General features: G+C 35.4%; 16 protein-coding genes. 9 read left to right on the forward strand and 7 right to left on the reverse strand.

The annotated features are described in order from the left end of the window. Positions 1 to 14: 14 nt before the first annotated feature. From lnt to JAZ75_RS14350, 4 genes are all read right to left on the reverse strand, one after another. The gene (gene lnt, locus JAZ75_RS14335) at positions 15 to 1,643 is read right to left on the reverse strand and encodes an apolipoprotein N-acyltransferase (RefSeq protein WP_208696236.1); all 1,629 of its coding nucleotides are present in this window, start codon (positions 1,641 to 1,643) and stop codon (positions 15 to 17) included. A gap of 2 nt (positions 1,644 to 1,645) precedes the next feature. Beyond that, positions 1,646 to 2,359, reverse strand: coding sequence for a PH domain-containing protein (locus JAZ75_RS14340; protein ID WP_208696238.1), 714 nt, complete (start codon positions 2,357 to 2,359; stop codon positions 1,646 to 1,648). A 33-nt stretch (positions 2,360 to 2,392) separates the two neighbouring features. Next, positions 2,393 to 3,058, reverse strand: a complete 666-nt coding sequence (rsmI, locus tag JAZ75_RS14345; RefSeq protein ID WP_132772171.1) for a 16S rRNA (cytidine(1402)-2'-O)-methyltransferase — start codon at positions 3,056 to 3,058, stop codon at positions 2,393 to 2,395. 138 nt (positions 3,059 to 3,196) lie between these two features. Then, positions 3,197 to 4,189, reverse strand: coding sequence for an aldo/keto reductase (locus JAZ75_RS14350; RefSeq protein WP_232789202.1), 993 nt, complete (start codon positions 4,187 to 4,189; stop codon positions 3,197 to 3,199). 299 nt (positions 4,190 to 4,488) lie between these two features. Here JAZ75_RS14350 and serS point away from each other — a divergent pair, with 299 nt between their 5' ends. The 3 genes from serS to JAZ75_RS14365 all read left to right on the forward strand — a co-directional run bounded on the left by serS (position 4,489) and on the right by JAZ75_RS14365 (position 11,092). Further along, entirely contained in the window at positions 4,489 to 5,760 is a 1,272-nt protein-coding gene (gene serS / locus JAZ75_RS14355; RefSeq protein ID WP_168128384.1) for a serine--tRNA ligase, read from the forward strand. A 542-nt stretch (positions 5,761 to 6,302) separates the two neighbouring features. Beyond that, the gene (locus tag JAZ75_RS14360) at positions 6,303 to 9,482 is read left to right on the forward strand and encodes a SusC/RagA family TonB-linked outer membrane protein (RefSeq protein WP_208696240.1); all 3,180 of its coding nucleotides are present in this window, start codon (positions 6,303 to 6,305) and stop codon (positions 9,480 to 9,482) included. Positions 9,483 to 9,493: 11 nt separating this feature from the next. After that, positions 9,494 to 11,092 carry a SusD/RagB family nutrient-binding outer membrane lipoprotein gene (locus JAZ75_RS14365; protein ID WP_208696241.1) on the forward strand — a complete coding sequence of 533 codons (1,599 nt, stop codon included), beginning with the start codon at positions 9,494 to 9,496 and terminating at the stop codon, positions 11,090 to 11,092. A gap of 131 nt (positions 11,093 to 11,223) precedes the next feature. On the opposite strand, the gene JAZ75_RS14370 is transcribed toward JAZ75_RS14365, so the two are convergent. Beyond that, positions 11,224 to 11,802, reverse strand: coding sequence for an RNA polymerase sigma-70 factor (locus tag JAZ75_RS14370; protein ID WP_208696243.1), 579 nt, complete (start codon positions 11,800 to 11,802; stop codon positions 11,224 to 11,226). 65 nt (positions 11,803 to 11,867) lie between these two features. On the opposite strand from JAZ75_RS14370, the gene JAZ75_RS14375 reads away from it, so the two are divergent. Genes JAZ75_RS14375 through JAZ75_RS14390 form a run of 4 tightly spaced genes read left to right on the forward strand, consistent with a single transcriptional unit; the run spans position 11,868 to position 18,838 of the window. Further along, positions 11,868 to 12,884, forward strand: coding sequence for a FecR family protein (locus JAZ75_RS14375; protein WP_208696245.1), 1,017 nt, complete (start codon positions 11,868 to 11,870; stop codon positions 12,882 to 12,884). 47 nt (positions 12,885 to 12,931) lie between these two features. After that, the gene (locus tag JAZ75_RS14380; protein WP_208696247.1) at positions 12,932 to 16,222 is read left to right on the forward strand and encodes a SusC/RagA family TonB-linked outer membrane protein; all 3,291 of its coding nucleotides are present in this window, start codon (positions 12,932 to 12,934) and stop codon (positions 16,220 to 16,222) included. A 10-nt stretch (positions 16,223 to 16,232) separates the two neighbouring features. After that, entirely contained in the window at positions 16,233 to 17,765 is a 1,533-nt protein-coding gene (locus tag JAZ75_RS14385) for a SusD/RagB family nutrient-binding outer membrane lipoprotein (RefSeq protein ID WP_208696249.1), read from the forward strand. A gap of 2 nt (positions 17,766 to 17,767) precedes the next feature. Next, on the forward strand, positions 17,768 to 18,838 hold the full coding sequence (locus JAZ75_RS14390) for an endonuclease/exonuclease/phosphatase family protein (protein ID WP_208696251.1): 1,071 nt from the start codon (positions 17,768 to 17,770) through the stop codon (positions 18,836 to 18,838). A gap of 29 nt (positions 18,839 to 18,867) precedes the next feature. Here the strand turns inward: JAZ75_RS14390 and JAZ75_RS14395 are convergent, their stop codons facing one another. Continuing rightward, the gene (locus JAZ75_RS14395; protein WP_208696253.1) at positions 18,868 to 19,683 is read right to left on the reverse strand and encodes a hypothetical protein; all 816 of its coding nucleotides are present in this window, start codon (positions 19,681 to 19,683) and stop codon (positions 18,868 to 18,870) included. 367 nt (positions 19,684 to 20,050) lie between these two features. Continuing rightward, positions 20,051 to 20,218 carry a helix-turn-helix domain-containing protein gene (locus tag JAZ75_RS14400; protein ID WP_208702472.1) on the reverse strand — a complete coding sequence of 56 codons (168 nt, stop codon included), beginning with the start codon at positions 20,216 to 20,218 and terminating at the stop codon, positions 20,051 to 20,053. Between the two features lie 894 nt (positions 20,219 to 21,112). Between JAZ75_RS14400 and JAZ75_RS14405 the strand changes: the two genes are divergently transcribed. Further along, on the forward strand, positions 21,113 to 21,880 hold the full coding sequence (locus JAZ75_RS14405; RefSeq protein WP_208696255.1) for a hypothetical protein: 768 nt from the start codon (positions 21,113 to 21,115) through the stop codon (positions 21,878 to 21,880). 8 nt (positions 21,881 to 21,888) lie between these two features. Continuing rightward, positions 21,889 to 22,323: a hypothetical protein gene (locus JAZ75_RS14410; protein WP_208696257.1), complete on the forward strand. Its 435-nt coding sequence runs from the start codon at positions 21,889 to 21,891 to the stop codon at positions 22,321 to 22,323. Positions 22,324 to 22,864 lie beyond the last annotated feature (541 nt).

Consider the following 22,864-nt stretch of genomic DNA (forward strand, 5'->3'; position numbering starts at 1 on the left):
TAGTGGTATTGAGATTATTTAATAAAATTGCTTGTTTTTGATTTTTTAAAAAAGGTCAGTGTGGCAAGCAAAGCTCCCAAAAGACCTAGATAAGCGAGGATATCACCATTTTTTGTGTAAATAGTCAATTCCTCACTGAGGTTGATTTCTTGTGTTAAGGCTGCAGGTACCCACCAATCTGTTTTTTGAATGATGTCTCCGCGCTGGTTGATAAAGCCCGATATTCCCGTATTCGCAGAGCGGGCTACCCATCTTCGATTTTCAATGGCTCTTAGCTTTGCGTAATCTAAATGCTGATCTTTACCAGAAGTATTTCCCCACCAACCATCATTTGTAATGATGGCAATAAATTGGGCCCCTTGTTGGATATATTGTGCAACATAATTCCCCCAGATAGACTCATAACAGATGACGGGAGCTGCACCGATACCACTTTGGGAATAAAATACCGATGGTTTATCCTGTTTTCCATATCCTCCGGTCGTTCCACCAAATGCACTAAATAGAGGCTTTAAGAAATTAATTGCAGTGCCAAATGGCATTTGCTCAACACCGGGAACTAGTTTCGATTTATGATAAAATTGTAGTTTGGAAGACACGTCAACTAAAGTTGCCGCATTGAAATTGTCTTTATATAAGTTTGGTCCTACTTCTCTAGCAGTATTTGTTCTTTTATCGTTATATAATCTATAACTCTCTATCCCAGATAATACATTGCCATTTTTATAGTCATTTAGAAAATTAATAAGCGAATCAAATGTACTTGTACTTCTAAAATCTTCCTCATCGAAATCACCTCTTTGTGACAATGCTGTTTCTGGCCATATAAAAAACTCTGTGTTCGGCTTTGCAACAGATTTTGATAGTTGCATTAAAGTTTGCAATTGTTCTTCAGGGCTGATATGACCAAATTTTCCAAATGGGTCAATATTAGGTTGGACAGTTACAATCTGAGAAGGGTTAATATGCTCTTCGTACGTCATATAGCGAATGACAGAGTATGAAGAGGGGATAAGCAATAATAACGCTAAGATAATAGTTATGGTGCGGGGTTTTGCTAAAATATTCATTTCTTTCTTGTTTAAATAAAGTAAGAAAATTAAAATATTGCTTAACCATATCCACACTGTACCACCATATACTCCAGTAAACTCATACCATTGAATTAATTGATGAAAATTAGAGAACCCATTACCTAAGGTCATCCAGGGAAATGCCAGATCCCAGGATTGGTGTAAATATTCATAAGATATCCAGAAGGCCATTAATCCAAATAGGGAAAGAATAATGGATGTTTTTTTCCGCATTTGATAATATAGTCGAAATGCAAGTGTCATTAATAATGATCCTAATAAAAAAGGAATGAGTGAAATAAAAATGGCAATATACCAAGGCATTACTGCAGATATTGAATTGTATACCCAATAAATAGAGGCTGTATTCCATAGCACTGCCGTTAATCCTGCTGTAAAAAAAATCTTTTTACCTTTTTTAATATAGGTTTGATTACGGATGATATTTTCAACTGCGATTAAGAGCGGGAGAAAGGCAATTAATAAGATCGGACTACTATAGGGGACGGGTGGCCAGCCTAACCATAATAAAAAGGCACTTAAAAGTGCCAGTAAATATTGATTTCTCACGATTAAATTTGAGATAAAATTTCGTTTTTCTTGTTTTCGTATTCTGCCTGTGTAATCAACTGTTTGTCAAAGAGGTTTTTTAATTTTCTTAATTTGAGTGTTATCTCATCATCTTCTTCAACTATAGCAGCTGCTGTTACCTCAATAGTTGGCGGAATCATAGTTTCGGGTACAATAGTTTCATTGACCTCTTCCACTATAGGCAAGGATGGTGTGTTTTTAGAGACAGGCTCTTCTTCTATTATAGGTTGATGAATTTCAAATGAGGGAGCTGTCTGCTTAGGAGCGGTTACAATAAATTTTTCTCTCTCCTGCTCGATCTCTTTTAATTTAGATGTTTCTAAAGCCCCTTTGATTAGCTGGTATAATTTACGTGCCTGTACTTTAGGGATGTAATCAATACTTAAATTTTCCCCAGTACTAGGGATTACGGTAACCTTAGAACCAAAAATTTCTTCTTTAAACGCGATATCTTTGATATCTTTCCAACTGAAAATTTCAAAATCTGTTGCTAAGCCCAGCTTTGTAAATTCACACATGAAAATACGTTTGTTACTAATCGTTATACTGTCGGGAAGAATGGTAACGGCCGGTTTTTTCTGTACGGCGATATAATCAATTCGCTCTCCCTCTGTCATCATATCTTGCAATTTGACAACTAACTTTTCTACAATTTTTATGTCCTGGCCATCAATGGCAAAAAGTTCAAAGTTCATGTTAAATCTATTTTAAATAAATGAAGGCTAAACTTATTCTAAACCTCCCACACAAAATACAAATTCTCCTTTAATAGGATTGTTTTCAAAATGTAATTTTAAATCAGTTAAAGTACCTCTTACATTTTCTTCATACAGTTTACTTAATTCTCGTGATATCGAAGCTTGTCTTTCTGCTCCAAACACTTGAATAAACTCATCAATTGTTTTAAGGATACGATGTGGTGATTCGTAAAATATCATCGTTCGTTTTTCTTCAGCCAAGAATTTCATACGGGTTTGACGTCCTTTTTTCACAGGTAGAAATCCTTCGAAACAAAAACGGTCATTTGGAAGTCCAGAATTAACCAAGGCAGGAACAAAAGCGGTTGCACCAGGTAGACATTGTACTTCAAGCCCCTCTTTAATTGCCTCCCGTACTAATAAAAAACCGGGGTCAGAGATAGCTGGAGTACCGGCATCTGAAATTAGGGCAATAGTCTGGCCTTCTTTTAGAAATCTAATGATTTCTGAAATCGCTTTATGTTCATTGTGCTGATGATGCGCAAATACTTTTTTTTCGATTCCAAAATGTTTCAAAAGGGGGGCACTTGTGCGTGTATCTTCGGCAAGAATAACATCTGCTTCTTTTAACACACGTATAGCGCGAAAAGTCATGTCTTCTAAATTGCCAATTGGCGTAGGAACTAAATAAAGCATTTACAAAGGTAAGTTTTTTTTAATAATTGTAATCAAGGCTTTGACTTGCTTTTTTTAATAGCATGGGCTATTTTATTTATAGCAGTATTAAGCTCATTTCATTGGATAGAATCCTAATATGAAATGAGCTTTTTAAATTTATTGTGCTAAAATATTTTCAATTTGCTGTAATTCTTCTCTTGTAAATTGCTGGTTCTTTACCGCATTGACGGCATCTTGAATCTGTGATACTTTACTTGCTCCAATTAAAACTGATGTCACTTGAGGTTTCTGTAATAGCCACGATACCGTCATTTGTGCCAGTTTTTGATTTCGATGCAGCGCTATTTCATTTAAAGCTTTTATTTTTCCGATTTTATCTGAAGTGATATCACTTTCATGAAGTGAAATACTTCCAGAAGCCGCTCGTGAATCTTGCGGAATACCATGTAAATATTTATCAGTAAGTAAACCTTGGGCTAAGGGTGAGAAAGGAATACAGCCGACTTGCTCCTCTGTAAGCAAATCCAATAGGCTTTCTTCGACCCAGCGCTCAAACATAGAATACTTAGGTTGGTGGATGAGACAAGGCGTGCCCATTTGTTTTAAAAGATCTATCGCACGTTTTGCTTCAGGTGTTTTATAGTTCGATATCCCGACATATAAAGCCTTTCCTTGTTGGACTAATAAGTTTAAAGTGGCCATTGTTTCTTCCAATGGTGTTTCCGGGTCCGGTCTATGGTGATAAAAAATATCTACATAATCCAGATTCATTCTTTTTAAACTTTGATCTAAGCTTGAGACTAGGTACTTTTTCGAACCCCAATCGCCATACGGGCCATCCCACATTGTATAACCAGCTTTGGAAGAGATAATCATTTCATCGCGAAGTCCTTTAAAGTCTGTCTGTAATATTTTTCCGAAATTTTCTTCTGCCGAACCAGGAGGCGGCCCATAGTTGTTCGCAAGGTCAAAATGCGTGATACCCGAATCAAATGCTGTCTGTATTAACTTACGACTGTTCTCAAAATCATTAACATGACCAAAATTTTGCCATAAGCCCAATGAGATTGCTGACAATTTAATTCCGGAATTACCCGAACGGCGGTATTCCATTCCTTGATATCGATTATTCGCAGGTGTATAGTGCATCTGTTATTATGCTTTATGAGTTTATATAAAGGCAATTTACAAGTAATCTTACATAAATAAAGATCTTGATGTAAAATTGATTTTAAATTTCATTCGGACTTATTAATTGAACTTCACATATTATATTTCTTCTCTATAATATTTCGTGATGGAAGAGTGGGATATCGATTCGTGTATAACAATCATGAGTGCCAAATAGAAAGGGCGGGAACGAACAATTTTGTTTAATAAATGACAGAATAAAAATTGTAAATAAAACAAATTTATCTAAGTTTGTTTCTTTAAAAATACATACAATTATGTTGCAATTGAATTATATCCGTGAAAACAGGGATAAGGTAATCGAAAGATTAGGTGTCAAAAATTTCAAGGAAATTGGATTAGTAGATGAAATCATCACTTTGGATGAACAACGTCGTAAAATTCAATCCGAGTCAGATGCCCTTTCAGCTGAAGCAAATTCATCCGCAAAAAAAATCGGAGAATTAATGCGTCAAGGTAAAAAAGAAGAAGCTGAAGCCGTAAAATCCCAATCCTCCGGATATAAAGAACAGATCAAAAGTTTGACAGATCATTTAGATCGTGTTGAACAGGATTTAAATGCAAAGATTGTCCAACTTCCCAATCTTCCACATACTACCGTTCCTGTAGGTGTATCAGCAGATGATAATGAAGTTGTGTTAGAAAACGGAACTATCCCTACATTAGCAGATGATGCGGTTAGTCACTGGGATCTGTTAACTAAATACGGTATCGTAGATTTGGAGTTAGGTGTAAAGGTAACAGGTGCAGGTTTCCCTGTCTATAAAGGAAAAGGAGCTCGCTTGCAACGTGCATTGATCAACTTCTTTTTAGATGAAGCTGCAAAAGTGGGATATGAAGAAGTACAGGTGCCAATTATGGTTAATGAGGCATCTGCATTTGCTACTGGTCAGTTACCTGATAAGGAAGGCCAGATGTATCATGTAACACACGATGATCTATACTTGATACCAACAGCGGAAGTTCCCGTTACTAATATCTATCGCGATGTTATCGTAAAAGAAGAACAATTCCCTATTAGACATTGTGCTTATACACCTTGTTTCCGTCGCGAAGCGGGATCGTATGGTGCGCATGTTCGTGGTTTAAATCGTTTACATCAATTTGATAAAGTAGAGACCGTACAAATCGTTCATCCCGATCGTTCTTATGATGCATTGGAAGAAATGAATACATATGTTCAGGGATTGTTACAAAAACTTGAATTACCTTATCGTGTCTTGCGTCTCTGCGGTGGTGACATGAGCTTTACAGCCGCGTTGACTTATGATCTGGAAGTATACAGCGCCGCTCAAAAACGTTGGTTAGAAGTGTCATCAGTTTCAAATTTCGAAACGTATCAATCTAACCGTCTGAAAGTGAGGTTTAAAAACCAGGATGGTAAAATGCAATTGGCTCATACATTAAATGGATCGGCATTAGCTTTACCACGTATAGTCGCTTCTTTATTGGAGAATAATCAAACAGATAAGGGTATAAAAATACCGAAAGTACTAGTTCCCTATACAGGATTTGAATATATTGATTGATATTAATTTAATATAAATTGAAAGGGTTGTAATTTTTTACAACCCTTTTTTTATGTTAAAATTTTGTTAAATCTAATGATTGCCGTATTTAATTCTGTGTAATGGGTGATTGTGAAAATTTAATTTATATCAGCACTGCTTGCATTATTCGTAATATAGAAGCTTCATATTTACATTAGTTATGAAAAAAAAACTTTTTTGTTAAAATACTTGTAATAACAACTTTGTCTATATATATTTGCTTCCCGCTTTCAAGATGTAATGTCTGTGAAGGTTTACTACCACATTATTCATCGTAAATTTTAAAAAGAAAATTTACAGATTCTTATAAGATCACCATAGTGAACTGATTGTTGTCACTATTTGTTGGATCTACAATTTGTTAAATCTGTTTGCAAAGGAAAAGCTATCCGTCACGGTGAAGGAGGTTTTGATTTGTGTTTTTTGAATTGTTTAGACAATTAAAGTTTAAACGTTTTAAATGCACATCTTATTTTATGGACATAAACATATTACATAAATTAATTAACAAACTAAATAACATGAAACAAACATTACTTAGTTTTCTCGTTGGGGGGATGATTCTATCATCAGTAGCATTCGCTCAAGAGAAGAAGATTAGTGGACGTGTTACATCAACAACTGGCCAAGCGGTACCAGGAGTTACTGTTGTTGTGCAAGGAACTAATCAAGCTACCCAAACTGATGCAAATGGTAACTATTCTTTAAGTGTACCTGCAGGTAAAGTAGTAGTATTTCGCTCTATTGGTTTCGGTGAAAAAACAATTATTGTTAACAATAATACTTCTACTTTCAATATTTCATTGGAAGATAATACCAATGCAATAGAAGAAGTTGTCGTAACGGCAATGGGCCAATCTCGTCAAAAAAGATCTTTAAGTTATGCGACTCAAGAACTTAAAGGGAGTAAATTGACTGAGGCAGCGAATAGTAATTTAGCTACTGCATTACAAGGTAAAGTTTCAGGAGTACAGGTAACACCTTCATCAGGTATGCCAGGTGCATCTGCTAATATTACGATTCGCGGTGCGCGTTCATTTACAGGAAATAACTCTCCTTTGTATATTGTAGATGGTATGCCTATTTCTTCTGGAAATGATGTTTCTACAGGAAATGGTGTGACGGGGTCTGATTATTCTTCTAGAGGGTTGGATATTGATCCTAACGATATCGAAAGTATCAATATCTTAAAAGGACAAGCAGCATCAGCGTTATACGGTATGCGTGCTTCTAATGGTGTTATCTTGATTACAACGAAAAGTGGTAAAGGAAAACAAGGAAAACCGCAGATCTCATATAATTCAAACGTATCTTTTGATAAGGTATCGGTATTGCCCGATTTCCAAACAACCTATGCGCAAGGTTCTGGAGGTAAATATGCACCAACGGCATCTACATCATGGGGACAACGTATTGACGATTTGGCTAATGATTTAACATATGGTGGTAATACAGACAATGCTTATACCAAGCAATACGGTAAACAAGCAGGTAAATATTACGTGCAACAACGTGCTAATGCAGGCTTAGATCCTTGGGCTACACCCCAAGCATACAATAATGCTAAAGATTTCTTTAATGTAGGAAATACCTTTAATAACTCATTCAATATTGTACAAGGGTTTGACAAAGGAAGCTATGCTTTATCTTTAGGATCAACGAATGCTGATGGTATCGTACCTTCTACAGGTATGGACCGTTATACAGCAAAATTAGCGGGTGAAGCTAAGTTGTCTGAGAAATGGACAACTGGTTTTACAGGTAATTATGTGAATTCAAGAATTACTAAGCAGACCGGTGCCAATAATGGTATCATGGCAACGCTATTTGGAGCGCCATCTTCCTATGATTTAAAAGGTATTCCATCTTATTATCTAAACAATCCTACGCAGCAAAACACGTACCGTTCAACTGCCGGTTTTGATGGTGCTTATTGGGCCACTGAAAACAATAAATTCTCTGAGGATACACAGCGCTTTTTTGGTAATGGATATGGTCAATATGCGACTGATTTAGGTGAAAACCAAAAATTAACATTGAAATATCAAGCAGGTGTAGATTCTTATACTTCTAATTATACAGATTTATGGGGATATGGACATGCAAATGGTAAAGGTGAGGTTGAAAACTATCATATTTCAGTAACAGAGTGGAATTCATTAGGAACTGCTGCATACAACTGGAAAATCAATGATGATTTAGTATTTGACGCGATGGTCGGTAATGAAATTGTTAACCGTGTCCGTAGAAGAGATTATGCTTACGGAATGAATTTTAACTTTCCGGGATGGGATAACATCAACAATGCATCTACAGTCACTACGGAGCAGAACTTACGTCACACTCGTACATTTGGTACCTTCGGAAGTTTGGCATTAGCATATAAAAATATGTTGTTCTTAAATGCAACAGGTCGTAACGATATCGTTTCTTCAATGCCACGTAACAACCGTTCATTCTTCTATCCATCTGTGTCAGCAGGATTTGTTTTCACAGAATTGGAAAGTGTTAAGAACTCAATCTTAACAATGGGTAAAATTAGAGCTTCATTTGCTGAGGTTGGTCAAGCGGGAGATTACTATGAGAGTTATTACGACAAACCAGTGTATGGAGGCGGATTTTCTTCAGGTACACCGATCTTGTATCCAATTAACAGTGATGGTATAACTTCTTATACACCATATTCAAAAGTTTACGATCCGAACTTAAAGCCTCAGAATACACAAGCGATAGAGGTGGGTACAGATTTGACTTTTTGGAATGGATTGATCAACCTGAACTATACTTTCTCGCGTCAAAATGTAAAAGATCAAATCTTTGATGTGCCTTTGGCTGCATCTACAGGTTATGCAAGTTTAGTAACGAATGGTGGTAAAATTCATACAAACGCACACGAATTAACATTGGCTGTTGCACCATACCGTTCTGGTGATTTCAAATGGGATTTTGCATTTAACTTTACCAAAATCGATAATTACGTAGATGAGCTAAAAGAAGGTGTTAACAGTATCTTCATGGGTGGATTCGTTGAACCACAGGTTCGTGCAGGTATTGGTTATAAATTCCCAGTGATCTATGGTGTTTCTTACTTAAGAAATGATGCTGGACAGATTGTAGTTGATGAAGATGGTTTACCACAAGCTGGAGAAGAAACTGTAATTGGAAAGGTTTCACCGGATTTTAATTTAGGTTTTAATACAAACTTTGAATATAAAAAAGTTCGTCTATCAGCGGTTTTAGACTGGAAACAAGGTGGGCAGATGTTCCATGGTACGGCAGGGGTGCTAGATTATTACGGAGTAACGCAAAAATCTGCTGATTTCCGTAGTGGAAATGGTTTTCTTTTTGAGTTGCCTGCTGTTAAAGAAGTTTCAGAAGGTATTTATGAAAAGAATGACATCATGATTGATCCATCTAATGCTTTTAATTATTTCACTGCTATGAACGATGTTTCAGAATCTTCGATTCGCGGTACATCATTTGTAAAATTACGTGAAGTTGCGATAGGTTATCCAGTATATCAAACTTCAAAAATTAAAGTAGATGTGAATGCATTCGCACGTAACATCATCCTTTGGTCTGAACTGAAAGGTTATGATCCAGAAGTTTCACAAGGAAATACGAACATGTCAGGTGCATTTGAGCGTTTCTCTCTTCCGGGAACTTCGAGTTATGGTTTAGGTGTTAACATTAAATTCTAAAAATTAGGACAATGAAATTTAAATTAAATATAGTAGGATTATTAGCTATGGGAGTATTAGCAACTCCAGTAGTTTTTACTTCTTGTTCAGAGGATGCGATGGACAATGTCAACGAAAATGTTGATAAACCAAAAGATGTTCAAGCAAAGTTTATTTTAACAGACGTAATTACAAGAACTGCTTTTTCAAATGTTGGTGGCGATTTTAATACGTACTTATCAACTTACGTCGAGCATGAAATTGGTACGCACAATCAATTGTGGAATGCTGAGCAAAGAGGTAATTCTGTAGCAGCAGCTTCAACGTTCAACAATACTTGGGGTAATGTATATACTTCATTGCGTGATGCACGTTTAGTGATTGAAAAATGTTCTGAGGGTGGAGCGCAAACAGGGAACTATGCTACTTTGGGTATGGGGCAAGTGATGGCAGCGTATAATTTAGCATTGTTAACGGATCTGTTTGGGGATGCTCCTTATTCAGAAGGATTCAAACCTTTGGAAATTCGTAATCCAAAATTGGACAAACAAGAAGAATTGTACAAACAAGTGAATGCTTATTTGGATGCAGCAATATTGAATTTACCAAAAGGTGATAGCCATGGTTCAGGTTCTGTTGGAGGTCAAGATTTATTATTCAGTGGCAACGCTGCGAGTTGGTTAAAATTCGCACATGGTTTGAAAGCCCGTTATGCGATGCGTTTATTGAAAGTAACGACGGATAAGACGGCAGCTTTAAATGCAGTTATAGATCATGTAGATAAGTCTTTTGCTAATGCTAGTGAAGAAGCTAAATTTGCGCAATACAGTACATCTAACTTAAATCCATTGTTTGATTTTCAATGGTCACGTGATGGATTGGCGGCGAGTAAAAGCATTGCTGATAAATTGATAGAACGTAAAGATCCTCGTTTGAACCGTAATTTTATTTCTCCTCCAAAAGCGATTAATAGAGTAACTAATTGGATTCAGGTGGCAGATCTTGCTACTAATAAGGCCGCTTATGATTCTTTGGCTGTAAATGGTAAAAATGAACAGGTTCAAAATAAGTACTTAACTTCTACTTTTGTTTATTCTCAAACTGCACCCACTCAATTGTTGAGTTATCATGAGTTATTGTTTTTGAAAGCAGAAGCGATGCAACGTTTAGGTCAGGCTACAGTAGCTATTGAGCCGATCTTGAAGAATGCAGTTACTGCTGCAATTAAAAATTCAGAAAACTCTGTAAATGCCGCATTTGCCGCACCTACAGTTAATGCTAATGGAAAAATTGTTGAAACTTCTGCAGATTTAACAGATGCTAATATTTCAGATTATTTCGCAACTAATGTTAAGCCATTATTTGCTGCTAATCCATTAAAAGAAATTGCTAATCAAAAATATTTAGCATTCTTTGGAGCATCAGGTGAGTCTACTGAAATGTACAATGATATCCGTCGTTGGAAAGCAAATGGTGAGAATTTTATTGAGTTGAAAAACCCAGGTAAATTCCCATTACGTTTACCTTACGGAAATGATGATACAACTACTAATCCTTATGTTCAGGCTGCATATGGTAATGGACAATATGTCTATACTGAAAATGTATGGTGGGCTGGTGGTACTAGATAGTATCAAAATACTTATTATTAAAAAGAGCGACCTGTTTCAGGTCGCTCTTTTTAATTTGTCATATGTTTGTATGGATCTGAATTAAAATAAATGAGACTATATTTTAAGATATCGTATTTATTAATATGTCATTATAATCTAAGAGTAGGGTACAGGTAGATTAATAATGGTAAATAATGTTTGAGATCTTTTCTTAATATCTTTAAAGCTTGCTGTATGCGGTAATCTACTGTTTTAGATGATACATTTAGTCTTTCGGCAATCTCTTTATAAGTTAAATTTTCAAAACGATTTAATTCAAATGCTTCTCTATAGCTACTTGGTAAGTTTTTTATTGCAACATCAATTTTTTCTTTAAGTTCCTTTTCAAAGTAAATATTATAACTGGTTTGTTCATATCCCGACAGCTGGCTTAATTCATTGAAATAATTTGCTTTGGTTTTTTCTTTTTTTATAGCCGTTAGGCAACGGTTTCGAACAGCGGTAAATAAGTAGCTTTTTAAAGAAGTGGAGAAATATAGATTTTCTCGGTTGTTCCACAACCACAGCATAATATCTTGTGTATGCTCTTGGGCATCATCTAGTGCTACAAACTGTTTGCAGTATGCAATCAAGGGCGCATAATATCTCTTAAATATTAATTCAAAAGCGTTCCTGTCTCCTACGGTCAAATTTTCCACCAGGATTTCATCGCTTAAAATACTAGACATAAATAAATATTTTTTTTTTAGGATATCCCCCTCCTAAATAGTCATTAATTAAAATCGGTATAAAAATGCATAAAAATGATGATAATATAGAGCAACTTATGTTAAGCTTTCTTAATGATAAATTAACATTGGAAGATGAGCTATATTTAAAAAAATGGATTTCAGAATCAGATGCGAATCGTGATCAGGCAAAACGGTTTTGTGAATTTTATCATAATATAGAAGCTTTTTCACTTCTGGAAAATATTGATACTGAGCAAGCTTTTCAGCAAATAACGGCTAAAATAGATCATCCAAAATCAAATATACGATATATCCACATACTGCAAAGAGTGGCAGCGATTTTATTTATCCCTTTATTTGGAATTCAAGTTTATTCATTATTCGTTAAGAATAGTTCTTCCCCAGAGTGGGTCACATTGCGAACCAATCCTGGTATGGTTGCGACAGTAAGATTACCCGATAATTCTACAGTTTGGCTGAATTCCAGCACTACTATTAAATATCCACAAAGTTTCGAAAATGAACGGATAGTCGAATTGGATGGAGAAGCCTTCTTTGATGTTACTAAAAACAGCAAAAGTAGATTTAAGGTCAGTACACCGTATCAAGCATCTATTGAAGTATTCGGTACGCGATTTAATGTAGATGCATATCATGGTAATCGCGCTATACGTACCACGTTACAGGAAGGACAAGTTGTGTTCCATTATCAAGGGAAAAGTAATATTGAACACCTTATTCTGAAGCCTTCCCAAACAGTTGTATACGATATTGAAAATCATGAACTAAAACCCAATGATCTGAATGAAGAGACCCTGACTTCTTGGAAAGACAACCAGATCGTATTAAAAAATACCTCACTAATTGACTTACTGGATATTGTAGAAAAGCGTTTTGATGTACAATTTGTGCTGAAAACAGCGGGACTAGAAGCGGAAAGGTTTACGGGTATATTTCATTCGCAGCAATTAATAACAGTCCTGGAACACATCAAAATATCTTCCAATATCCAATATAAAATCATCAATGAAAGCGATCAAGCAGATCATCCGCTTATTGTAGAACTATATAAAATGTAAATAAAAAAAGAAAATTATAAAATTCACTAACTATAATTATGAAAAACATGAAGTTAAAACTCTTGATGTTAAGTCTTGGAGTTTCGGTATTCCATTTTGTACATGGGCAGCAGAAAAATTTGACACTTTCCGTACATAACAAAAGTATGCAATCTGTACTGGACGAGATTGAGAAAAAATCAGGTTACCGATTTTTTTACAATAATAATCAAATTGATACAAAGCGGAATTTTTCGGTGGATGCTAAGGGACAGGATATCGGGGATATCTTAGACCGTTTATTTAGTGGTACTGATATATCTTATAAAATTATGGAGGGAAACATTATTCTTTCCAGAATTAAAAAAGAAGCAGTCACAAAAAATAGGGATCAAAAACTGACGATAGTTAATGGGGTAGTGCTGGATGAACAAGAAAAACCTATTGCTGGAGTTACTGTTAGTCAGGCAGAAAAGGGAGTGACTTCGGATCAAACTGGTCGTTTTAGTATTCGTATTCATTTAAATGAACCTTTGATATTTAAATCTTTGGGCTATGAATCTAAAGAGGTAATGCCTGCAGATGATAAGTTATTGCGCATTACATTAAGAAAAGGAAATACATCTTTGGATGAAGTTGTGGTAACCGCTTTAGGCGTCAAAAGAGATCAAAAAGCATTAGGTTATGCTGTACAGAAAGTTGGCGGAGATGCGCTTTCTTCTGCAAAAGGAGTTGACGTAGCGACCTCATTGACAGGAAGAGTCGCAGGATTAAATATTAAAAACAGTACCGAGTTTAATACGACTCCGACCATCGAGTTGAGGGGCCAGACACCATTGGTTGTAGTAGATGGAGTCGCAACACAATTCCTAAGCTTACGAGATATTCCTGCTGATGATATTGAAGATATCAGTGTATTAAAAGGAGCTACAGCATCTGCCCTTTACGGTGCAAAAGGGGGAGCTGGAGCGATTATGGTTACCACTAAAAAGAGTAAAGGAAATGGTTTAAATGTACAATTAAATAGCAGCACGATGTTTAATGCAGGTTATTTGGTAAAACCTGAGGTGCAAAGCTCTTATAGTTCAGGGCAAGGTGGTGTTTACCAGCCCGGAAGTTATGTCTGGGGAGATAAATTGGATATTGGCCGTACTGCTAATATATACAATCCTTATACCTTTCAGAAGGAAGAGGCGGAATTGAAATCTGTTGGTAAAGATAATCTGAAAAATTTCCAACAGCAAAGTCTGATCACCAATAATAATATTAGTATTTCACAACGTGGAGAGTCGGGAGGAGTTCGTGCATCACTGACGCATGTTTTCAACAAAGGTCAGTATGAAAATAATAAATTGAACAAAGTTACATACGCAGTTTCGGGTGATATGACTGCCGGGAGGTTTAAGTTTGAGGGGGGCTTAAATTACAATAAAAGATTTTATCCGAATATGGGTGGATCCGGTTATGCTGGTGGTGGTATTTTGTACAATCTAAATGTGTGGTCGGGTACAGAATATGATATTCGCGATTATAAAAATTATTGGGTAACGCCAAATGAGAAACAAAATTGGATGGATGCCTCTTGGTATGATAATCCTTATTTTATTGTTAATGAGATTGTACATTCAAATGATTACAGCATTTTGAATGGTTATTTAAATACCGAGTTTAAAGCAAATGATTGGTTAACGGTTAATGCACGCTTAGGGTCAGATTCTTATTCTCAACTTGACAAATATCGAAACCCCATCGGAGCAGTAGGTGGTTGGGATAAATTAGGTTATTTCTCAACAACTCGGCAGGGAGGATATAGTGTGAATGGAGATCTAATGGTTACAGCAAAAAAGCAGGTAAAGGACTTTTTTTTAGAAGCTTTTGTTGGTACTGGTTTGAATTATCGTAACAGCGATAGTCAATCTGGAACAACATCAGGAGGGTTAAGTGTACCGGGTTTCTATTCATTAAAAGCTTCTGTAAGTCCAGCGGTAACGGGCTCAAGTCTGACAAGAAGGCAGGATAATAGTGTTTATGGTCGCTTTAGTTCGTCATGGAAAAATATTGCTTTTGTTGAAGTAACAGGCAGGAATGACTGGAGTTCAACATTGAATCCGAATAGCAATTCATTTTTTTACCCTTCCGTTTCTTCAAGTCTTGTTTTATCAGATTTGTTGAATTTGCCTACGGCTGTAAGTTTTTGGAAAGTAAGAGGTTCTTGGGCAAGGACTAAGTACGCTCCAGGTATTTATGACATCAATCAGCAATATACAATCAATAGTGATGTTTGGCAGGGATTAGGTTCAGCTGTATATCCTACTGTTATGAGAAATTCAGCCATCAAGCCGGTTACCATTGATTCGTGGGAAATAGGTACGGGTGTGAATTTCTTCAAAAATCGTGTGCAATTAGATTTTACTTATTATGATGCCTTAACATTTAATCAGCAGCGGAATGCAAGCATTAGTTCGGCTTCAGGTTTTGCTCAGACACAAGTCAACATTCAGGAGGATTTACGACGGAGAGGAATGGAGATTATGTTGAGCGCAGATATTATGAAGGGTGGTGATTTTCAATGGAGTTCTAAGATCAACTGGTCTAGAGAACGCTATACTTATGATAAGATAGATGCTGATTATTCAACAGATAAACCATGGGTAAAAGAAGGAGCACGTTGGAATTGGGTATCAGTTTATGATTGGGAGCGAGATCCAAATGGAAATCTGATTCATTATGGAGGATTGCCGAGAGCTCGAGCTTACGAAAGTGTTGTTGGTTTTAATGAAGCTGATTTTGTTTGGGGGTGGTCCAATACTTTTTCTTTCAAAAAGCTGACCTTAAATTTATCTTTTGATGGTCGCGTAGGTGGTATCGCACATAGTGTAACAGATCAAGCGATGTGGAATTCGGGAAGCCATCCTGATAGCGATAATGCCGACCGCTATGATATGGTGGTGAATGGAAATAGTAATTATGTAGGTAAAGGTGTGCAGATCGTCTCCGGCTCTGTAGATTATGATTCTTATGGTAACATAACCCGAGATGATCGTGTTTTTGCTCCAAATGAAACAGGTGTTTCTTATGAAACTTATCAGGTGAAAATGGCTCCTTATATTGGAAGTCCCAGATCTCAGTTTATGCTTTCACAAACTTTTATCAAATTGCGGGATCTAAACTTGAGCTATCAATTGCCACTTGCATGGTCACAAAAGATAAAAGCAAAAAATACTTCTGTAGGATTTATTGGCCAAAATCTTTGGATGTGGGCGAAAGACTTTAAATACTCAGATCCGGACGTTGGAAAAGATAATTTAAATTCAGCATCGATCAGATACATAGGAGCCAATATTAAACTTCAATTTTAATTTTTCAGTTATGAACACGAAACGAAATACAAATAATTTAGGCATATTATTTATATTATTAAATATTTTATTGTCCTCTTGCAGCAAGTTTGAAGATATAAATACAAATCCAGATGGAGCATCAAAGGCTTCTCGGTCATTACTTGCTACAGGAATTATTCTTGATCTTACTTCCAGTAGTTTAGGAAAACCTTTTTATTCCAATCAATTGGTGTCAAAAAGTTTAGCCTGGGCAGAAAGTGCAGATGCGAATCAGTATAATTTATTCGGTAGAACAGGTTTCAATGGGTATAGTACGGTGATTAATGGCAATAAAATGTTAGAAATGACCACGGAAACCAATAGACCGCCTTATGAGGGCTTATATTATTTTTCTAAAGCCTATCAAATGTTTTACCTCACGATGGCTGTTGGTGATATACCCTATTCTGAAGCTTTTATGGGTGAAAGTGGAGGACTTAAACCTAAATATGATACTCAAAAGCAGGTTATGTCGGGCATTTTGAACGATTTAGATAAAGCCTATGCCGCTTTTGATAAAGGTGTAAAAATGGATGGAGATCCTATCTTTAAAGGTGATCCTCTTAAATGGAAAAAAACAACGCGAGCATTTCAGTTGAAAATACTGATGTATCTTTCTTTGAAAGTATCAGATACCGATTTGAAAGTCAAAGAAAGATTTCAACAGTATGTAAAATCAGATCTGATGACGTCGAATGCAGATAATTTTCAACGGACTTATGGGAATAATGCAAAGGAATATTATCCGATTTATTTTACCAGATTGAATCATAATCCTTATGCGATGTTAAGTAATCTCATCGTTGATAAACTCAAAGAAACAGGAGATTACAGATTGTTTTATTTTGCAAAACCTGCAGAGAGTGAATTAAAGAAAAAGATTGCAGCAAGCAGTTTTAATGCTTATTTAGGTGTAAATCCAGCAGATCCTTTTGATGGAATTAAAGCGAAATGGGGTGCAGGTCAGTTTTCAGGTATTAATCAGCGTTATACGCAACTTCCAAGTGGTGAGCCTGTTATTAAATTGGGTTATGCAGAGCAACAATTTATACTTGCAGAAGGAGCATTAAGAGGATGGATTTCCGGAACGGCAGATACCTATTATAAACAGGCTATTCGGGCCAGCATGGAGTTTACAGCTAGCAATACTCCGGATAATATTAATTACCATCAAGGTAGAAAGATTACGGATGCTCATATTCAGGAAGTTCAAAATCATCCTTTAAATAAGCTTAATGGAAATTTTGACGCTGATTTAGAGCAGATTTTATATCAAAAATACCTAACTTCATTTATGCAACGTGAGTATGAGTCGTATTATGATTACAGAAGGACAGGTTATCCAAAGTTTCCTATAAATCCAAAGACCAATCAAAATTATGATAATACAAAAATGCCTATGCGTTGGATGTATCCTACAGAAGAATACAATAATAATAGAGAAAATATTGATGCCGCTATTAAAAGCCAATGGAACGGTGTTGATGATGTAGACAAATTGATTTGGATATTACAAAAATAATTATGGTAAAAACACGTATTGGAGAACCTCTTTTGCAGATCAAGAAGTTCGCATTCATAGTGGTCATTCTTTTTGTTGGGCAAGTAGTTCTTGCTCAACAAAAATCACAATTGAAAATACTGCAGATTAATATCTGGCAAGAAGGTACAATAGTTCCAGATGGCTTTCCAGCTATCGCAGATGAAATTATTGCTAAGAAAGCAGATGTAGTGTTGTTTAGTGAGGTCAGGAATTACAATAACACTGATTTTGTGAAAAGAATCTTGGCCGAATTAAAAAATAAAGATGCGTTTTATTATGGTATATCCAATGAACCATCTTTAGATGTTGCTTTTATTTCTAAATTCCCCATTAAGGATCAAAGACCCTTATATAATGAATCCAATAAAGTGGGTAATGTGTTAAAAAGTAAAATTCAAGTAGCAGGTAGAAATTTTACATTTTATGCTGTTCATTTGGATTACACTAACTATGCCTGTTATCTGCCTAGGGGATATGATGGTGTTACCTGGAAAAAACTTGATCAGCCCATTGTAGATGTAGCAAGCATTATAGAAGCAAATAGAAAAGGAAAGCGGGACGAAGCGATACGTGATATCATTCTAGATGCAGATAAAGAAAGTAAGAGTGAGACGATTGTAGTTGCCGGTGACTTCAATGAACCGTCTCATTTAGATTGGACTAGTGAAACAAAAGATTTGTTTGATCATAGAGGTGCTGTAGTTCCATGGGATTGCTCTGTGCTATTGACCAAATCTGGCTTTGTGGATAGTTTTAGAGAAAAATATCCCAACCCAGTTAGTCATCCCGGTTTTACTTATCCAGCCTATAACAAAGATGTCTCCATTGATAAATTAGCTTGGGCGCCACAGGCAGATGACAGGGATCGTATTGATTATGTTTATTATAGAACAAATAAGCCTTTAAAAGTTTCTGAAGTCAAAATTGTTGGTCCTTCTGCAACAGTCAAGTATGGTAAAAAACAAGATCAGGATAGTCAGGATGAATTTCTGCTACCTTTGGGAGTATGGCCAACTGATCATAAGGCTTTATTTGTCGAGTTGGAGTTTTAAAGTGTTTCAGGAGGTAATTTGATTTTTTGTTAATTGTAAAATTCCCTAATTATAATATTTGTATTATTTTCAGTTTGCTTTTGAAGTTCTCTAACTATAAAATATCTATGCATAAAGCCAGTCAATACAACTATTCTTTTTCCAGGATTCTCTTCCGCAATATGCAAAATATTTTTTGCCATAGTTTGATTTCTTAAGTCCCAAAATTCAGAAGCCAATTGAAATCCTTTTAAATAAGAAATTTTTTCACCGTTTGCTTTTGTGTAGTAAGTATTTGAGAATTCAGATCTTTCCTGCATAATGGACAATAATTTATGATATTGATAGTATTGTCTCTCTTCACATATTTTATCGTTACTTGAATTATTAAAACTCTTTGCATCTTTTGATGCGGCAATTTTTAAAGGTTCCAATAAATCATTATATTTTTTATAAATCGCAGCTTCGCTCTTTGTTAACTTATTTTTCTTATATAGGCTATCAAGCAGTTTAATAGCGAGTCCCTCGGTCGGGTTAAATCCATTTATTTTTCTATATTCATTTCTTCCTTCAAAGTCAAATGGTCTCATCTTAGTTTTTGGGTTGTTATGAATATATTGCACAGACGCCAATCCTTCATTTTCTTTAGGTGGATTTTTAAATGTAAAATCATCATTGAAAAATGAACTATCAATTTCCTGAAGTAAAAAATCCGGTTTAATACTTTTAAGAATTGTAAGTATAGTATCTGAATTGTAATTGGGCACTGGTTGGTGAATATTGCCAATAACAATGATTTCTGTTTTTTGGGCAAATGAAGGTATTGATAATAGAACACAAAATAAGATAGTTATGGATTTTTTCATTTTATCAGTTATTGAAATATTTATATTTTTCAATTCAACTAAATTATGAAAAATAAATTATCGAAATATACATGTGATTGGTGAGTTTTTTTACAGAATACAATGTTTTCTATTCTGTAAAAAACGTAGCTAGTGAGATAATTAGAATGCTTCCTATTGTTTGCCAAGGAGAATGTTTTTTTTTCAACAATTGAGCTAGAACGTTTTTTCTACTCCGACCAGTATCAAGAAAAAGTTGTGAAATATAACTTTAATTTTCCCACAATAAAATCGAACTTTTAAAAGTATAAAATTAATAATAAATGCGAGCGTTTAAGATTTATTTGATCTTTCGCTTATATATTTTAAGAATTCAAAATATTTAATTTCAAAAATCCAATAGCTTACTCATTGTAATATTGGATTTGTCTGCAATTTTTTTTAAAATGGAAATTGTTGAGTTTGTTTCTGCTCTTTCTATTCTTCCCAATTGCCTAACGTCAATTTCACAAAGCTCCGCCAAAAATTCTTGAGACCAACTATTATCCTCTCTGATTTTTTATCCTGCTTCGGACCTTGTTTTAGCTCCGCCCATCGTTGCACCTTATGTTCAACGTACCTCTCCCGTCCCTGCACCAGGAAAAGGAAGTTGCAGCTGCTTTGCAAGTACAGGGAAATTTACTACAAGGGTAAAAGAAGATTAAAAGAAAGTCCGAACAAGATCAGAACCAATGGCTTTGCTTTTCTTATGATTTTCATGAAGATTGTACTTGCTAAAATCGTTTTGAAAGTACGGTTAGTGTACAGGTTATTCACTAACGCCCTACTGAAGTGGTACCGGAAAGTTACTCAAAAACTGATATACTGCTGATCATCAAGTAGATAAAAAAAATAAAGAAAAGCTGCATCACGACCTGATGACTGCGAATCTCCAAACAAGGAATCAGCAAAACAAAGATGCCAATACTGTAAACCTGTAAATAGAATGTTGATGCTAAAAAAAGTCCATACAATGTGACTAAGACTGCTAGTATGATAAGTATATAATTGCGACTGGACAAGCTGAATTTTTTGTTGATTATTTTCATACGCAACGATTTATATCATTTGTTTATTGTTAATTAAAATTATCCATAACCACAGCTATTCTCTCTAAATTTTATTTGAATTTCAATAAGAGCATATTTTTTACATTAAGAGCCTTCTTTTCCCAATAAGAACCGGAATTGCAACAGCGAAGAGAGTTATTTTTTTGATTTAAGATACTTATTGCCACTTTCTGATGAATAGGTCTGCTACGTTTTCCTAATTAAGTATACTGCTTATAGAAATATTTGCTAAATTTAGAAAACTAAAAATTCTTACTAACAGGAAATTTTATAATATACTGATATCATAGCTGTTTAAATTTAGCCGCTATGGGGACAGTGTGCAATTAAAACTATAAATTATGAAAAGTAGCCATTTGATCATGTATCCCAAGGGTACGGAAGTAGACGTGCATTATCCAGATTTTATTTGGTTATGTATTGCTTCTTTTGCCTTTGGCAGTGTATGCTGGTATCTGGGTTACCTTGGGGCTGCTGCTGCCTGGCTTGAAAACACCTCAGTCGTTGTCGGCTATCTGTTTTATGTATTGATCGTATTCCTAGCTTTCTTTTATATCCGGGCATTGATCATTATACTTGATAAAAAGCAGAACTGGTTACTGAATCCACAAAAGCGTTTTGCTACCCAACTTTTCACTTGCTGTTTATTGCCTACACTATTTTTATTTGGGGTGATTAGACCTGTGGCTATACCGAAGGATGAGTGGCTCTGGCTTCCGCTATTGGTGATTTTTGGCGGGGTCCTGTTCTTGAATATCTTGTATACAACCTGTTTTTTTGTTGCTCTCGATCATAAAAGAAGATGCTTTATTCTTGAATTAGAGCGGATGGTACTGCATCGGGATCTAAAGATTTCAATTCTAAATGAACAGTTACAAAGCATGTCATCGATTGAAAATGAGACTGAAGAAATTACTGTGGTAGAAAGGGCTGAAAAGGAAATGGATCTAACGGAAGAAATAGATCTTTCTCGTGTAAAATCAATCGATCCAGAGCATGAGGAATTTCTACTCAACAACAGATTTTTGACTCAAAAAATTATGAATTCCGAACTAGTCTATTTTCATTTGAAAACAATAATAATACGACGATCGTACAGCTTTACCTAAAGACGGGTATGGGTGAGCGTATTGCCTATGAGCAACGGAGCTTAAATGAAGTGGTACGTGACACAAATGGATTTGTACAGAAGATAGACTGCTATCATGCAGTGGCTGCTGATATGATACACGCTTGCAATCTCTTGAAAGGGGGAAGGCTTCGGATTGTACTGAAAGTTCCTTTCGAAGGGAAGGTCGATTTTGAGGTCTCAGCAAAAATAGTTAGACGTATCAAGGGCAGGGTCATGCTTCAGGTACTATTGAAAAGGAATAATTTACTGAAATATAAACGTTTTATAATAACGGATTATGGAAACATTAAAGGGGAGAAGATGGAAGTACCGTGCAACTGGAAAAGTTGGATTTCCATCAATGATCGAAGCACAGGGGGGCAATTCTCCAATTTAAATTCAAATCACGGATTAGAAACAAGACGGACGGTAAGCGTATAAAACATCGGATGGGAAAAATATGCTTGCAAGAGAGCTTACTATTGTAAGCTCTGCAGGGGATATCACATCAACAAATGGGATACAACTCATTTTAATAATTACAAAACTAAAGTTGAATCTTGGGAGATAGAAGATATTCATGGAAGTTGGAATTATTTAATGGAATAGTCTTGTGAGCGGAACTACTTCGGACTGCAAATTGAATGCCTGTTCTTAAGTGCATATTATTTCATTAAATTGTTATTCATTGTCTAGACAATGAATAACGATCGTTCTTTTTATTAGATTAACTGACAGGTAAAGTTTTTTTTGTTACATATTGATTGAAAAATAATTAACTATATATCAGTTAGTTATATTGTTTGTGATTGATTTTATATGCTAGCATATCAATTTACTATCTCAAATTTAAAAAATGGTATATATTTGTTTTAACATTTTTTTAACAAAGTATACTAACTGATCTTAGAAAAAAGTAAATTGAAATTAACGCTTCTGCTTAATGATACAAATAATGGCAGATCTGAAGGATAATGATCCT

The organism is Sphingobacterium sp. UDSM-2020 (assembly GCF_016132525.1).
Lineage (GTDB): Bacteria > Bacteroidota > Bacteroidia > Sphingobacteriales > Sphingobacteriaceae > Sphingobacterium > Sphingobacterium anhuiense.

Coding starts and splice junctions, on each gene's coding strand:
- JAZ75_RS14340 (WP_208696238.1), bottom strand. CDS start 2,359: ATGAACTTTGAACTTTTTGCCATTGATGGCCAGGACATAAAAATTGTA.
- rsmI (WP_132772171.1), bottom strand. CDS start 3,058: ATGCTTTATTTAGTTCCTACGCCAATTGGCAATTTAGAAGACATGACT.
- JAZ75_RS14350 (WP_232789202.1), bottom strand. CDS start 4,189: ATGCACTATACACCTGCGAATAATCGATATCAAGGAATGGAATACCGC.
- serS (WP_168128384.1), top strand. CDS start 4,489: ATGTTGCAATTGAATTATATCCGTGAAAACAGGGATAAGGTAATCGAA.
- JAZ75_RS14360 (WP_208696240.1), top strand. CDS start 6,303: ATGAAACAAACATTACTTAGTTTTCTCGTTGGGGGGATGATTCTATCA.
- JAZ75_RS14365 (WP_208696241.1), top strand. CDS start 9,494: ATGAAATTTAAATTAAATATAGTAGGATTATTAGCTATGGGAGTATTA.
- JAZ75_RS14370 (WP_208696243.1), bottom strand. CDS start 11,802: ATGTCTAGTATTTTAAGCGATGAAATCCTGGTGGAAAATTTGACCGTA.
- JAZ75_RS14375 (WP_208696245.1), top strand. CDS start 11,868: ATGCATAAAAATGATGATAATATAGAGCAACTTATGTTAAGCTTTCTT.
- JAZ75_RS14380 (WP_208696247.1), top strand. CDS start 12,932: ATGAAGTTAAAACTCTTGATGTTAAGTCTTGGAGTTTCGGTATTCCAT.
- JAZ75_RS14385 (WP_208696249.1), top strand. CDS start 16,233: ATGAACACGAAACGAAATACAAATAATTTAGGCATATTATTTATATTA.
- JAZ75_RS14390 (WP_208696251.1), top strand. CDS start 17,768: ATGGTAAAAACACGTATTGGAGAACCTCTTTTGCAGATCAAGAAGTTC.
- JAZ75_RS14395 (WP_208696253.1), bottom strand. CDS start 19,683: ATGAAAAAATCCATAACTATCTTATTTTGTGTTCTATTATCAATACCT.
- JAZ75_RS14405 (WP_208696255.1), top strand. CDS start 21,113: ATGAAAAGTAGCCATTTGATCATGTATCCCAAGGGTACGGAAGTAGAC.
- JAZ75_RS14410 (WP_208696257.1), top strand. CDS start 21,889: ATGGGTGAGCGTATTGCCTATGAGCAACGGAGCTTAAATGAAGTGGTA.